Source organism: Brevibacterium oceani, from assembly GCF_013623835.1.
Lineage (GTDB): Bacteria > Actinomycetota > Actinomycetes > Actinomycetales > Brevibacteriaceae > Brevibacterium > Brevibacterium oceani.
In genome coordinates, this window is record NZ_JABKDE010000011.1 from 58,271 (window position 1) to 71,741 (window position 13,471).

The 13,471-nt window shown below is 56.2% G+C and carries 8 protein-coding genes; 6 read left to right on the plus strand and 2 right to left on the minus strand.

Annotated elements, in window-relative coordinates; genetic code table 11:
* The first annotated feature begins 455 nt into the window (after positions 1-455).
* The 3 genes from HK401_RS19180 (at position 456) to HK401_RS19190 (ending at position 5,398) form a co-directional block, all read left to right on the plus strand.
* On the plus strand, positions 456-3,293 hold the full coding sequence (locus tag HK401_RS19180) for an NACHT domain-containing protein (RefSeq protein WP_181276263.1): 2,838 nt from the start codon (positions 456-458) through the stop codon (positions 3,291-3,293).
* A gap of 239 nt (positions 3,294-3,532) precedes the next feature.
* Positions 3,533-3,739: a hypothetical protein gene (locus tag HK401_RS19185; RefSeq protein ID WP_181276264.1), complete on the plus strand. Its 207-nt coding sequence runs from the start codon at positions 3,533-3,535 to the stop codon at positions 3,737-3,739.
* A 105-nt stretch (positions 3,740-3,844) separates the two neighbouring features.
* Positions 3,845-5,398, plus strand: a complete 1,554-nt coding sequence (locus tag HK401_RS19190) for an IS1634 family transposase (protein WP_181276265.1) — start codon at positions 3,845-3,847, stop codon at positions 5,396-5,398.
* A gap of 936 nt (positions 5,399-6,334) precedes the next feature.
* Here the strand turns inward: HK401_RS19190 and HK401_RS19195 are convergent.
* Positions 6,335-8,230, minus strand: coding sequence for an HsdM family class I SAM-dependent methyltransferase (locus HK401_RS19195; RefSeq protein WP_181276266.1), 1,896 nt, complete (start codon positions 8,228-8,230; stop codon positions 6,335-6,337).
* Between the two features lie 843 nt (positions 8,231-9,073).
* Here HK401_RS19195 and HK401_RS19200 point away from each other — a divergent pair.
* Positions 9,074-9,922, plus strand: a complete 849-nt coding sequence (locus HK401_RS19200; protein ID WP_181276267.1) for an IS5 family transposase — start codon at positions 9,074-9,076, stop codon at positions 9,920-9,922.
* A gap of 235 nt (positions 9,923-10,157) precedes the next feature.
* On the opposite strand, the gene HK401_RS19205 is transcribed toward HK401_RS19200, so the two are convergent.
* Positions 10,158-11,132 (minus strand): quinone oxidoreductase family protein, encoded by a 975-nt coding sequence (locus tag HK401_RS19205; protein ID WP_181276268.1) that lies wholly within the window; start codon positions 11,130-11,132, stop codon positions 10,158-10,160.
* A gap of 44 nt (positions 11,133-11,176) precedes the next feature.
* Between HK401_RS19205 and argC the strand changes: the two genes are divergently transcribed.
* Together argC and argJ are read left to right on the plus strand one after the other, a co-directional pair.
* Positions 11,177-12,286 carry an N-acetyl-gamma-glutamyl-phosphate reductase gene (gene argC, locus HK401_RS19210; RefSeq protein ID WP_181276269.1) on the plus strand — a complete coding sequence of 370 codons (1,110 nt, stop codon included), beginning with the start codon at positions 11,177-11,179 and terminating at the stop codon, positions 12,284-12,286.
* On the plus strand, positions 12,283-13,461 hold the full coding sequence (gene argJ / locus HK401_RS19215; RefSeq protein ID WP_181276270.1) for a bifunctional glutamate N-acetyltransferase/amino-acid acetyltransferase ArgJ: 1,179 nt from the start codon (positions 12,283-12,285) through the stop codon (positions 13,459-13,461). The genes argC and argJ overlap by 4 nt, the downstream gene beginning before the upstream one ends.
* The last annotated feature ends 10 nt before the right edge of the window (positions 13,462-13,471 follow it).

Sequence of the window (13,471 nt, forward strand, 5' to 3'; positions counted from 1 at the left end):
TCCCGGGCTAAGATTGCTTGCAAGGTGTCCCGTATTCCAATTGTTATGCGAGCTCATACGAGACCGTTGAGCTGACTACAACGGGACTCGTGCTAGTCGCTTCTGTACACAGCACCGCCGAACAGATATGAATGATGGCTTTTCAGACATTGCTTAGTCGTGTAGAGCCGTATGGTCAGGATTGAAGCAAGTTTTTCGTCGGGAAAATCGGCCCAAACTAGCATCTTCAAAACTGATCCACTTGCAGGCCTGTTGCCTGATATCAGACGTAATCAGATGACCTGACGATGGGCGCGATGTCGCCGAAGTCGACTGAAAAGACTCTTGTTGAGCTGCAAACACAGGTATACGAATCCGTGTAAACGACTATCATCGATTGGACACCAGGCTGGGCCGTCGGGCTGTGCGACGAGACCACTGAGATCCGATGACGTGACATGAGAGGCAGGAGTGGAATGGCGACTTATGATCTGCAACGCCTCGGCGGAATGGGCTTCCAGGATGTGGTTGCGGCATTAGCCATTAGGCTTTTCGGCCCGCACGTCCGACCGATGGGGCGTGGTCGGGATGGAGGCCGCGACCTGTTGATAAATGGCAATCTCGTGTGGGCCTCAACTGAGGATAACGAACACGCCGAAGTCTGGTCGGGCAGAACTATCTTCCAGATCAAGCACAAAGAGACACTCCAAGACCCTCAGAAAGATTTGTCATGGTTTTGGAACAACATCAAAGCTGAGTTGGATTCTTGGTGTGATCCCAGTTCTAAGCGCGGCGCGATGCCGGACTACTTGGTGTTCGCTACGAACGTTGCTTTAACCCCAGTTCCGGGTAGCGGTGGGTTCGATATCATCAACACCAGAATCCGCGAGTACCGCGAAACGTTGAACGACGAGTCTTCAGAGGACGGCCTCCCAAGTTCAGATCAGAGAGAGGCCCGGGCGCGACGACACGCTCGACGTGACAGGATGAAAAGATTATGCGGATGGCGACTTTGGGATGGTAATCAGCTCATCGGATTGCTCGACGCTTACGAACAAGTCCGCCGTGGGTTCAATAGTTTCCTCACCGCGGGCGACGTTCTTGCCGATCTTTCGATGCTGTCGACAAGCGTCGACCAAGAGCAGTTGGGAAAGGCTCTCAGGAATCACGCGCGTTCGGCACTAATGTCGGATCGACGAGTTTACTTCGATGATGCCGGAGGCGAAACGAAAGGGGTGCCCGTCGAGACCGTCGTCATCGACTTGCCGGTATTGGTGGGCAATCTATCGACCAAAGCTAGGGTTATCCGCTATGTGTTGGATCGTGGCGAGCGAGTCCTCAGACCTAGCGTAACGGTGTTCGGGAAGCCTCGACACCTGGTAATTACTGGTGCGCCGGGAAACGGCAAGTCAACTGTCGCCAAGTTCCTGACGCATGTGTATCGCGCAGCGTTCGTTGATGAAAGTCAAGATCTTGGTGACGAGCATAGAAGAACGGTTGATGGGACAAAAAGTGCGCTTCGAAACATGGATATTCGAATGCCGGCTAACCGCCGATGGCCGATCAATATCGACTTGGCCAAATTTGCTCTAGAACAGGCGACGAACAGTGACTACACGCTGCTGAATGGCATAGCTGACATCGTAAACCGGCAAGTTGTCTCCAAAAGTATCCCGCGTTGGGAGCTAGATGAGTGGTTGAGGCATTGGCCGTCGTTTATCGTGCTGGATGGGCTCGACGAAGTGGCAGAACCATCAGTCCGACAGACCTTGATTTCCAACATTGATGCGTTCGTTGCAGAAGCTGAATCGGAGAATTGGGACGTTCTCGTAGTTGTCACAACTCGACCGACTGGCTACGAAGACGAGATGTCCACTAGTGTCTTCGAGCGTATCGATCTGGCTGATTTGACCGTTGAAGATGCTGTCCGCTATGGACAGCTGGTAACGAAGGTGCGCGTTCTCGAAGACCAGGACCGGCAGGACGGGATCATTAGTGTTCTCAAAGAAGCTGCGGCTGACGAACGGGTCAGGCACCTACTGCGAACGCCTCTGCAGGTTCTCATCATGTCGATCATTGCTGAGTCATCAGGCCAATTCTCGCCGAGCCGTTTCGCGCTTTTCTGGGGCTACTACCAAGCGATCGAACAGCGTGAGAAAAACAAAAAACTTGCATACAGTCAGCTTCTGCGCGACCACTCATCTCAGGTACTTGACCTGCACCGACAAGTGGGCTTGCTACTACAACATCAGGCTGAAACAGCTACCGGCACAGATGCAGTTTTGTCACCAGATAAGCTTCGTGAGGTGGCTTGGCATGTGCTCAACGACGCCGGGTATGAGCCGTCAAACAGAGACAGGATACTTCTGGATAGGATTCTCAACGCGGCCACACATCGTCTGCTTCTGCTCGTTCCAAAACCAGGCGGTGGCTACGGATTCGATGTGCGGTCTCTGCAGGAACTGATGGCGGCACACGCGCTGACCACCGGAGCCCTTGACGAAACAATTCCGAAACTGCGTCAAATCGGGGCGTCGCCTCATTGGCGCAATACATTCCTCTTTGCCGCGGGGCGTTACTTCTCCGAGCCACAACCACACCAAAAGAAGGAGATCACCAGCCTTATCCTGGATCTTGACTCGAATGCCTCGGAACGTCTCGGTTCTGTATTCCCGATTGGACCGAACTTGGCGATGGAGATCATCGACGACGGTATGGTCTCAGAGCCAAAGTACCTGCATCCTTTAGTCACCCATGCGTTGGAGGCACTTCATGAACCCGCAGGTTTCGAAGTAACTGGATACGCTCGCATGTTGATGTCGGTTGCTTCCAAATCGGGGGCCGTTCGTGAACTCATATCTGCCGGGTTACGTGATGCACTCGGTGGCTCCTCGACGTCACGCGAGAATGCAGAAGCAGTAAAGCAGGCAATATCGGTCATCGGACGCGCCACGGAGGCGCGCGTTGAAGTGCTTGGGCTCAGCAAAGTGAAGCGTAACACTTCAAAGCCGCTCCCAGTTGAGTCGGGCGCCGACTGGGCGGAATTTTCACACACCTTGGAAATATACTCAGAAACTGAGACTGATGATGCAGTACGCAATCTCGCGGTCCTCTTAAACCGAGTTCAGAAAACAAACGGATTCAGAGGTCAGCAACTCGATGACCTAACGGATTTTCTCGACAGCGCTGACAATGCTTTTATCCTCGAAGAGGCGCTACGTCATATCAAGTCAGGAGCCCCATCGATTATGAAGGTTCTCCGACACGATTTGCTTCCAGCCCTTTGGCGACGACCAGTTGACGTTGACCACTGAGGACGTCGGAGCCGATATCCAAGCACACGTGTCAGTTCGGGTGAACGGAAGCGTCATTCGCTAGCACCTGTGAAATGGAGTGGTGCACAACCTCGCGTCGTCGCGGATACTGAGTCTCGCCACTTCAGACCTGACTTCCACAATTTCGGGTGATTTCCTTGTTTCGCGAACTGTTTGCGCTGGTCAGTAGGCTGCAATGACCTCTCGTGGGTAACTACAAGGACGCCTAGAATGAGGATATGAGCCCGTTCGTCCGTCGTGTGCCCGGAAGGCCTGGAGTCACGCTTGTGCAGATCGTGGACAAATCAAGCGGGCAATACAAGATCGTCAAGCACATTGGTTCGGCCCGAACTGATGCAGAACTGGCCGCGAAGATGGAAGAAGCACGCGAGTTCCTCAACCCCGGCCAAGGCGTTCTGGACTTCGATACCGTCGACTCCGCCTGACTTGCACAAGTAGGTGAGGTTTTCGGGGTCTCCGAACATTTTGTCCCTGGTCAGGCGGTTGCACGTCTGGGATTTGGGTAACTAATTTGAGCCGTATTATGGGGAATGAGCCCATTCGTGCGTAAGGTACCCACCGCGTCGGGCGCCACGGCCGTGCAGATCGCTGATAAGACTGGCGGGACGTACCGTATCGTCGAGCACCTCGGATCCGCTCACACGCCCGAAGACCTCGCCGCTCTCGTCGAGGCTGGCAAAGCGAAGCTGCGGGACCCTGGACAGGCCACACTCGACTTCGACACCGCCGATAAACCGCGGGTGTCCTCAGCAGTCGTGAAGTCCAGCAGATCCGGACTCCTCATCGACACGATCCGCACCGTGAACGAAAGGCTCGGGTTCGACGTCTTCGATGATGAAGCGTTCTTCCAGCTCGTTGTTGCCCGGTTGGTTGAGCCGACGTCGAAGTCTGACAGTGTCAGAGTCCTCGACGAACTCGGTGTCGAGGTCGTCCACCGCAACACGTTCCTCAACTGCCTCATCCGGGCCAACGAACGCGACTACCGGGCCCAGATCGCTGAGAAATGCTTCGCTCACAGTATCGCCACCACCGGGATCAGTCTGCTCCTTTATGACGTGACGACCTTATATTTTGAGGCTGAGAGGGAAGACGCTCTGCGCCAGGTCGGGTACTCGAAAGAACGCCGCGTCGATCCGCAGATCGTCGTGGGACTCCTCGTCGACCGGACCGGGTTCCCACTCGAGATCGGCTGCTTCGAAGGATCGAAGGCCGAGACTCACACGATCATTCCCGTGATCAAAACTTTCCAAGAACGACACCAGGTCACGGACATGGTCGTTGCTGCTGATGCGGGCATGTTGTCGGCGAAGAATCTGAAGGAACTTGATGATGCCGGTTTGCGGTTCATCGTCGGGTCGAGGCAGACGAAAGCCCCACATGATCTGGCGACGCATTTTCGGTGGAATGGTGAGTACGCCGACGATGGGCAGATCATCGACACGATCACTCCGAAGGGTGTGAAGCGACTCGACCCGGATCGGGTGAAGAAGCGACGCGAAACCGTCTGGTCGGCGGAAGAGCATCCGGATGCGTGGCGGGTGGTGTGGCAGTACCGGCGGAAGCGAGCGATGCGTGATGAGCAGACCCTGAACCTGCAGCGTAACCGAGCGTTGGCGATCATCGACGGGCAGAAGCCGGCGAAGAAGGCCCGGTTCGTGAAGGTCACGGATGAGGAGAAAGCCTTCGATGAGAAGGCTTACGAGCGGGCGATGAAGTTGACAGGGTTCAAAGGCTACGTGACAAACATTCCCGCGGACGTCGTGTCGGCTGCTGAGGTGATCGGCAGTTATCACGACCTGTGGCATGTCGAGCAGTCTTTCCGAATGTCGAAGACAGATCTGAGGGCCAGGCCGATCTTTCACCGGAAGAGGGATGCGATCGAGGCGCACTTGACGCTCGTGTTCACCTCCTTGGCTGTGTCGAGGTTCATGCAGGACGCGACTGAGGCGTCGTTGAAGAAGATCATCACCACTTTGCGGCCATTGCGAGAGTTCACCGGCCGCGTGAGTGGTCAGGACATCACGTTCACACCGGAAGTGCCCAAGGCCGTCGAGAACATGCTCAAAGCGCTGGAAAGATCGTGAACTCCGGCGTCAGCGGTGGGTAACTAAAGTTGTGCAACTCAGGCCGAAGATACCAGCCTGAAGCAGTCACCGTTACGAGGGTAAGCCACACCTCCGTCCATTTAAAAGTTATCGCCCGAGCACCACCACATGAACAGACTCGAAACATGTTACGTGTCATCGAATCTAAGTCGGCGGTTCCGTTAACGCCAGGGTTTCGCCAGCACTGAGGCAGGAGTTCAGCCTATGATTTCCGAATGCCAGTGGTCGCCCATATGTGCTGCAAATGGTGTACGCCTACGGAACATACTGGACGCTGAATCCACCCCTTCGGATACGAACGAGCTCAGAATTCTCTACTTGCTTACTTGCACTTTACCAGCTAACCCCACCACACCGACGCGGCCAGTCTCGAAGCTCTTTACGCATATCATCATCAGCGTTTAAGCAAAGGCTACCTCTAACGAGCGACTTAATCGTCTCGCGAGACTGCTGATCCCAACCTATCGGCGCGCTGATGGACCGACGCGGTTTCCTTCTCCCAAAGTGCGACTACCGACCCGATATTCCCGGGAACCTCAAGCGGAGCCAGCCGTTTAGGTGAGCACTTCCTTCCAAAGCTGAACCTCCATGAATGCAGAGCATTGAACGCGGCAGTGTACCCGAGCAAAGTCGCAACACTCATAGTAGATATCGGCTTACAGACCGTTAAAGAATCACCCCCATTGCCTTTTGGCAAAAAATCTGAAACTTGTAGGGTTGCAACTCCCAAACCAGATATTGACAATGCAGGCCCACTAAAAACTCTGTCTCCGATTAGCGGAACTACATAAGAGACAACACCATTATTCAAACTAGTGCTTGTAACGAAAGGAACTATGCCCGGTTCGTAGTCATCTATGCCGTGCGAACGAGCCGCCTCAAAAAGGAACAAACTATCGAGTCGAACTAACTTGCTCATCGCTCACCGCCGAAGACATCATCGTGGGAGTGATCATTAGCCGCTTCAAACGGGACTTGCAGCTGTTGGGTCAACATTTGTCTGTACGTCTCACGCACCTGCCATTCAAAATCTTCATCCAGTAGAATACCGGTACCCAAATGTGCCTGCGGGAGCCATTCAGCGTGTTCTAGCGGCCGAAATTCCAAACGCCCAGCCGTTTCTAGAGTCTCGATTCCCGACTGAACCCATCTACGAAGCGCCGCTGCTACCGGGCTTAGAAACTCCTTGTATCCAATACCATATCGTTCAACACGATAACCCTTCTTCTTCTTAAACCCATCATCCGTCAAGCGGATCCAGAGCACTGAATTCTGCCTACCATGTTGTATTCCTTTACGTAATACGACTCCGACAGTCTCAGTCGCAACGGGGTAGAATAAGTCAGTCGGTAAAGCAATAACACTGAGTAGCGTATTTTGTTCCAGCAATTCTTCGCGCCACGCCGAATATTGACTGTCATACAATACCGACGCAGGTAGCACAGCAAACAACAAACCATTTCTGACTAGTTGCCGTAATCCCGCATCTACGAAAAAGATCTCGGCCTCGTTGGCATCAGGTAGCGAAAAAGGAGGATTCATCAATACCTTAGTAACCGCAGGAAACTCATCATCTTGAATTGTTTTGCCCTCTTTAAATGATAGTTTCTCGTAACCGTCTGTCAGATTAAGGCGCAATCCCAGCGACGAGTCAATCTTCAAATTGTGCTTTCCATCGCCACGGAAATACATATTTACAAATGCCAGCGCGGCGACGTGATCCGATTGCTCAACGCCAAACACCCCATTTGAAGCGAATTCGTCACGCTCCATTGGGGTTGCAGACTCAGTAACGCGGTTAAACGCTGCCACTAGAAACCCGCCTGTTCCTACAGCAGGATCATAGACAACGTCGTATTTGGTCACGCCAACAGCTTCGGCCGCGAGCCAGCACAGATGCCTCGGTGTCAAGACGATACCGAGGTCTTTACTAGTATTTCCGTAGCGAAGAAAGCTCTCAAAAAATGAGCCGAGAAGATCGGTGCTTCGGGCTGTATTCAGCAGATCGTGGAACTTCAGCTTAATCAATATTTCAGATAACACTACAGCGATTTTGTCTGATCCATCCCCTTCTGGCAGCACGCCGAGGCGATCCCACAGGTCTTCCTTGCCTGCGTACGCAAATGCTTCGCGTGCTCGAGAATTGACGTCTGCAATGAAAACTGAATCGGAATTGCGATATGAAAGGGAAGGGTCTCTTTCAAGGGCAAGCAAAAGCGAGGCAACTATAAGCGCCCGTCTTTCTTTAGTGACCTTAGCTGAATGAAATTTGGAATTTATATACTTGCCTATTTCTACAACTTCGGCTACCGTTAACGGGATGTCAGAAAGATTCGCGCTATCCGCGGCGATAATTCTGAGTGCCTCCCTGTTGGTCAACAACTCGCCGTACACCTGATCGTCAGCAGTCACTTTTTCCCACTGACCGCTGGAATTCAGGTATTTCGTCCTGATTACATAGCCGGACTGATCATCCCCGGCCACACCTGTGGCTAGACGAGCTTGAACAATGGTGGAACCTGTATTGATGTTGTCGGCATACATTTGGGCTTCATCAATTGCATTCCCTATTTCTCCCGACTGCTTTGCTTCAATCACCCAGAATGATATATCGGTTATCCGGGCAACGAACTCAGGTTTCTGCGCGCCCAGCCCCTTGGCCAGTTCGGGGTGAGATTGTGCCTCGTTTTGTTCCCATACCTGACCTCTGGATTCTACATTAGGGTTCGCGGGATTCCAGCCTTTGTTCTTGAGCTGCTCCTTAATCCACGAATAGCTACGATATTCCGATACTCGAGTCGACTTCTTCATTTGCCACCTTTGTCAGCTACGCCCGCTAGCCTACTACACAGTCCTGGGATGCGGAAGGAATTTTGTTCGTCGGCGTTTTTGAAGTACGCGATTGACTTTACCGTACTTCACGGACGAACGAATTTAGAATCTTAACGCTGCAACGAATAACTAATCGTGGTCTTGCCATTGGTTAGGTAGCAGTAACTGGTTCGCTTTTAGTCGATTCGTGGCGTGTCGTTGTTTGGCTATATCTCCGAATCCTCTCTTTGGCGGTCTATTGTTCAAAGTTTATTGGAGTCTATTCATTGCCGACTATTCGTAATCACTAAACGTTTGGGCGAGGAGGTTCTATCGAACTCGAATATTGTTTTCGGTTTTTCGACTAGCTTCGGTTACTAGCGTAAGCGTGTTATCGCCCGGGGCTACATCCAATCACGAGTAGAGGTTTGGGTTAGTTCAGCTGGACGTGTGTTTATCGCTTTGAAGGTATTTCGGGAGTGCTCTTGCAAGAGATGCTCCTTTGCTTGAGAGGGGATAGCTTTTAGACAGCTCGTTTGGCGTGGTATGTCGATGATTGCTGATTTCGATTAACTTTGGGTGCTTCTAGATTAGCTTTGGGGGTATTCGAAAGCATCTGTGTAGCGAAGCGGTGGCAATTGCGTGAGTATGCAGTTTGGATCCTCGCTACATCGTTTACGTTGAGTCTCGCCACTTCAGGGACAATCAATCTAAGAGGTTGCGCGGATAGGCAGGGAGTGTGCGTATCCTGCACCCGGCGTGTCGTAACAGACTGACACGGAGAAGCGTCAGCTTCGATGGAAGTGCAAACATCACAATCGAAGACATAAGGACAGCTTCCCCGTGCCAGCACTTCCATCTTCAGTCATCGACCCTCTCTGGTGCCAATTCAAAACTCTTCTGCCCACGATCAACGACGACCACCCACTCGGATGCCACCGGCGACGAGTTGCCGATCGGATCATCTTCGACAAGCTCGTCACCCGACTCGTCCTCGGCGGTGCCTACACCAAACATGCCGACGACCTGGTCTCAGCCACAACATTGCGATGCCGCCGCGATGAATGGATCGCCCACGGTGTGTTTGGCCGCCTCGAACAGATCGTGCTCGAGGCCTTCGACCAGATCATCGGCCTGGACCTGATTCCCCTGAGCATTGATGGCTGCTGTGTGAAAGCTCCCTGCGGTGGCGACAACACGGGACCGAACCCGACCGATCGCGGCAAATCCGGGCAGAAACGGTCCGTCCTCGTCGAAGGCCACGGCATGCCGATCGGAGTCATTCTGGCCGGAGCGAACCGGCACGATTCCCCACTGCTGCGGCCCACGCTGGAGTGTCTGTCCCGGTTTGGGTTCTTCCTGCCCGAGACGATGAGAGTCGATCTTGATTCCGGTTACGACTCGTATGTCACTCGCGACCTGTTGGCCGAATTCGGGTGTGGCTGGAAGATCTCTCCCAAGGGAACCTACATTGAGATCAACCACACCCGCAGGTGGACGATCGAGCGGACGAACTCCTGGCACACTCGCGGATTCGGACTCCTGCAGGTGGTCCTCGATCGGGCTGATCGAGTCCAACAAGCGTGGGCGAGTCTGGCGAATGCGGTCATTGTCCTCAAACGACTGCTGCAGATGTCATGGACTCAGCATCGGTGGGCTACCAGGCCCGTCAAGCGTTATGACTGGAGATGACTCCCTATCCGCGCAACCTCTAAGTGCTTTGTATTGTTCCGCGCCTGCAATGGAATGATGCTTTTGCACATGCGGCGAGGGTCACTGAAGGTAGGTAGTTTACTGCGTACCGCCCGAGGAGATTGAAAGGTCTCTGCGATCGATTCGTCGAATTGTGTGTGCGCTCAATCGGTAGTGCAAAATCCAGGCCCTCTAGCCTTGGAGAGCCCGACCCCTTGCCGATTGGCTGAATAGCTCAAACCGTCAGCACAACCTTGCCCGTGGTCTTCCGCCCTTCCAGTGCCCGATGCGCATCCGCAGCATCAGCCAACGCAAATGTCGCGCCCACGCGGAAGTTCAGCCAGCCGTGTTCGATGCCGTTGAAGAGCATCGCCGAACGCTTCGCCAACTCCTCCGAGCTGCGCACGAACCACGCCAGCGACGGACGAGACAGGAAGATTCCCCCCGACGAATTCAAACGCTGAATGTCGAACGGCGGCACCTGACCCGAGGCTCCGCCGAAGAGCACCATTGAGCCCAGCGGCTTGATCGAGGCCAGCGACGCATCGAACGTGTCCTTGCCGACGCCGTCATAGGCGACATCGACGCCCTCACCATCGGTGAGCTCCTTGACCTTCGCTGTGATATCGACGCCCTCACCGTAGAGGAACACCTCATCCGCACCGGCGTTGCGCGACAGCTCTGCCTTCTCGTCGGTGCTCACCGTCGAGATGACATTTCCGCCCAAGTGCTTGACGATCTGCGTCAGTAGCAGCCCGACACCACCGGCACCGGCGTGGACGAGCGCCGTCTGACCGGGCTTAATCTCATGCGAACTCGTCGCCAAGTATTGCGCAGTCAGGCCCTGCAGCGGCATCGCCGCAGCCACCTCGGTGCTCACGCCCTCCGGAACCCGCAGCAGGAAGTCCGTATTCACGACGACCTGCGTCGCATACGAACCCGGCGCCTCATGCCAAGCGACACGGTCGCCGACCTGCCAGGATTCGACGCCCTCGCCCACCTCGGCGATCCGACCCGTGCCCTCAACGCCGACGATGTGCGGGTGCTCCATCGGATACACGCCCGAACGACGATACGTATCGATGAAGTTCACACCCGCCGCCTCGACATCGACGAGCACCTCACCAGCGCCCGGCTTCGGGGTCGGAACCTCACCGAACTCGAGCACCTCGGGTCCACCAGCCTGCATCGCACGCACTGCCTGGGTCATCACGCCTCCTGCATATAAATTAATTGCCTGGTATGGTTATACATATGAACGATCTTACGGTTGCCGTCTCCGGTGCCACCGGATACGCCGGGGGAGAGGTCCTCCGGCTGCTGAGCACTCACCCTCACTTGAACGTCACGACGGTGTGCGGACATTCCACTGCTGGCGAGAAGCTCGGCCGACATCAACCCCATCTTGCCCGATATTCCGACTTCGTGGTCCAAGAGTCCACCGCCGAGGTGCTCGCCGGCCACGATGTCGTCATCCTCGCGCTCCCGCATGGGCAGTCCGGGCAGATCGCCGCCGAGCTCGAAGCCACGAGTCCGGACACTCTCATCGTCGACCTCGCTGCCGACCACCGGCTCATCAACGCCGCAGCCTGGGAGAAGTTCTACGGTTCCAAGCATCAGGGCACCTGGACCTACGGTCTGCCCGAACTGCTGACCGCCGACGGCACGAAGAAGCGTGAGGCGCTGAAGTCGACGAAGCGCATCGCCGTGCCCGGCTGCAATGTCACCGCCGTGACACTCGGGCTCGCACCGCTCATCCAGGCCGAACTCGCCGCACCGGCAGGGCTCAATGGTGTGCTCGCCAACGGAGTCTCCGGGGCCGGGAAGGCACTCAAACCACACCTCACCGCCGCCGAGATCCTCGGCAACGCCTCGCCCTACGGCACAGGCGGCACCCACAGGCACGTGCCCGAGATCGAACAGAACCTCAACGGAGCCCTCGGCGCCGACGCCGCCGACGGCCCCACCCGCATCTCCTTCACCCCGACACTCGTGCCAATGGCCCGCGGAATCCTCGCCACCATCACGGCCGACGCCGGTGAAGCCGCACCACGGAGTGCCGAAGGACTGCTCGACGCTGCCGCGCTCAAGGATCAGCTGGCCACGGCTTTCGCTCAGTCCTATGGCGACGAACCCTTCGTCCGTGTCCTGCCCGAAGGTCAGTGGCCGCAGACCGCGGCGACCACCGGATCGAACGTCGCGCAGATCCAGTTCACCGTCGACGAACGCGCGGAGAAAATCCTCGTTGTCGTGGCCTTGGACAACCTCGTCCGCGGCACCGCCGGACAGGCCCTCCAATCCATCCACTTAGCCCTCGGCCTCGACGAGGCCACCGCACTTCCCCTCGAAGGAGTCGCCCCATGAGCGTGACCGCACCCCTCGGCTTCGCAGCCGCAGGACTGACCGCCGGACTCAAACCCTCCGGCACCAAAGACCTCTCGCTGGTCATCAACACCGGGCCGTCAGATGCTGTCGCCGCCGTCTACACCTCGAACCGGTGCAAGGCCAACCCCGTCCTCTGGTCGCAGAAGGTCTCGGCCGACGGGCACGCCCGCGCCGTCGTCCTCAACTCCGGGGGAGCCAACTGCTACACCGGTGACTTCGGGTACGAGACGACGACCCTGACCGCTCAGACCGCCGCCCAGTTGCTCACCGAGACCGGCACTGATACGAAACCCGAAGACATCCTCGTCTGTTCCACCGGACTCATCGGCGTCGGCGGCCAGGACTTCCGCGACGCGATCGTCGACAACCTCGCCCCGCTCGTCGCCGCCGCCGACACCAGCGTCGAAGCCGGCCAAGCCGCGGCAGAGGCGATCATGACCACCGACACCGTCGCGAAGACCGCGACCCGCGAAGGCTCGTCCGGGTTCACGATCGGCGGCATGGCCAAGGGTGCGGGAATGCTCGCCCCCGGTCTGGCGACCATGCTCGTCGTCATCACCACCGACGCGAATGTTGACCAGACCGTGCTCGATGCGGCACTGCGGAACGCGACGAACCAGTCCTTTGACCGCCTCGACACCGACGGGTGCATGTCGACGAACGACACCGTCATCCTCATGTCCTCAGGCGCCCACGACGCCACGGTCGACACCGATGAGTTCACGGGCCTGGTCAAGGAGGTCTGCCTTGACCTCATGCACCAGCTGCACGTCGATGCCGAAGGCGCCCACCACGACATCGCCATCACCACCCAGGGTGCGGCAAGCGAAGACGACGCCGTCACGGTCTCCCGCTCCGTGTCCCGGTCGGCCCTGTTCAAGGCCGCGATCTTCGGGGAGGACCCGAACTGGGGTCGGGTCGTCGCACAGGTCGGAACCACCTCGGCGGAATTCGATCCCACCCAGATCGACGTGATCATCAACGGCGTCGAAGTCTGCCGAGCCTCGGGGCCGTACGAAGACCCCGAGAAGGTCGAGTTCCGACGACAGGTCGACGTCGTCATCGACCTCCATGCCGGGACCGACACCGCCACCGTCTGGACCTCTGACCTCACCCACGATTACGTCGAAGAGAACAGCGCCTACTCCTCATGAACAGCCCCGT

Bases quoted from the DNA above. Each gene is read 5' to 3' on its own strand.
- HK401_RS19180 (WP_181276263.1), top strand. From the start codon at position 456: ATGGCGACTTATGATCTGCAACGCCTCGGCGGAATGGGCTTCCAGGAT.
- HK401_RS19185 (WP_181276264.1), top strand. From the start codon at position 3,533: ATGAGCCCGTTCGTCCGTCGTGTGCCCGGAAGGCCTGGAGTCACGCTT.
- HK401_RS19190 (WP_181276265.1), top strand. From the start codon at position 3,845: ATGAGCCCATTCGTGCGTAAGGTACCCACCGCGTCGGGCGCCACGGCC.
- HK401_RS19195 (WP_181276266.1), bottom strand. From the start codon at position 8,230: ATGAAGAAGTCGACTCGAGTATCGGAATATCGTAGCTATTCGTGGATT.
- HK401_RS19205 (WP_181276268.1), bottom strand. From the start codon at position 11,132: ATGACCCAGGCAGTGCGTGCGATGCAGGCTGGTGGACCCGAGGTGCTC.
- argC (WP_181276269.1), top strand. From the start codon at position 11,177: ATGAACGATCTTACGGTTGCCGTCTCCGGTGCCACCGGATACGCCGGG.
- argJ (WP_181276270.1), top strand. From the start codon at position 12,283: ATGAGCGTGACCGCACCCCTCGGCTTCGCAGCCGCAGGACTGACCGCC.